General features: G+C 72.2%; 1 protein-coding gene. It reads left to right on the forward strand.

The features are described from left to right. Nucleotides 1–1,106 (forward strand): beta-ketoacyl reductase (locus IH00_RS39415; protein ID WP_158828229.1); only part of this gene is annotated, 1,106 nt, incomplete at both ends.

A 1,106-nucleotide genomic window follows, 5' to 3' on the forward strand; every position in this document is an offset into this window, starting at 1 on the left:
CCGGTGTGCTCGCCGACGGGGTGATCGACAGGCTGTCCGTCGACAGTCTCGCACTCGTGAGCCGGCCCAAGGCTGATGCCGCCGAGCTGCTGCACGAACTGACCGCCGACCGGGATCTGGACGCGTTCGTTCTGTTCTCCTCGGTCACAGGCGTCTGGGGCAACGGCGGCCAGGCCGCGTACGCCGCCGCCAACGCCGCCCTCGACGCCCTTGCCGAGCGACGGCGTGCCGACGGCCTGCCGGCCACCGCGATCGCCTGGGGCCTGTGGGCCGGCGGCGGCATGGCGGAGGGCGCCGGCGAGGAGAGCCTCGTCCGGCGCGGCATCGAGGCCATGGACCCCGTACGGGCCGTCGAAGCATTGCAGCAGGCCCTCGACCGGGACGACACCTGCGTGACCGTCGCGGCCGTCGACTGGGAACGCTTCGCCCCGAACACCGACGCCGTACGGGCAACCCGCCTCTTCTCGACCGTGTCGGAGGCGCGTGATGCCCTGGACACGGCCCGTCGCCGGCGCCCGGCCGCGCGCGGTGCCGCCGAACCAACGCCGCTCCTGGTCGGCCGCACCGAAGCCGAGCGCCTGCACCGGCTCGTCGAGCTGATCCGGGGCGAGGCCGCGGCGGTACTGCGCCACAGCACCACGGATGCGATCGGCCCGGAGCGGGCCTTCAAGGAGGTCGGCTTCGACTCGCTCACCGCGCTGGAACTGCGGAACCGCGTCAACGCCGCCACCGGACTGTCGCTTCCCACGACGATCGCCTTCGACTACCCGAACCCCGCGGCGCTCGCCGACCACATCCTCTCCAGGCTCACGGCCGGGGACGACGAGGGAACGGAGCGGGCCGGAAACCTGCCCCATCCCTTCCAGGCCGCCACGGACGACGACATGATCGCCATCGTGGGGATGGCCTGCTGCTTCCCGGGTGACGTGGACAGCCCCGAAGCGCTGTGGGACCTCGTACTGCGGGAGCGGGACGTCATCGGCACCCCTCCCACGGATCGCGGCTGGGACTTCGACGCGATCTACTCCCCGGAGCCGGGAACCCCCGGAAAGACATACGCGCGGGAGGGTGGTTTCCTGCATGGGGCGGGTGAGTTCGATGCGGGG

It is taken from the genome of Streptomyces sp. NRRL S-118 (assembly GCF_000716335.1).
Taxonomy (GTDB): domain Bacteria; phylum Actinomycetota; class Actinomycetes; order Streptomycetales; family Streptomycetaceae; genus Streptomyces.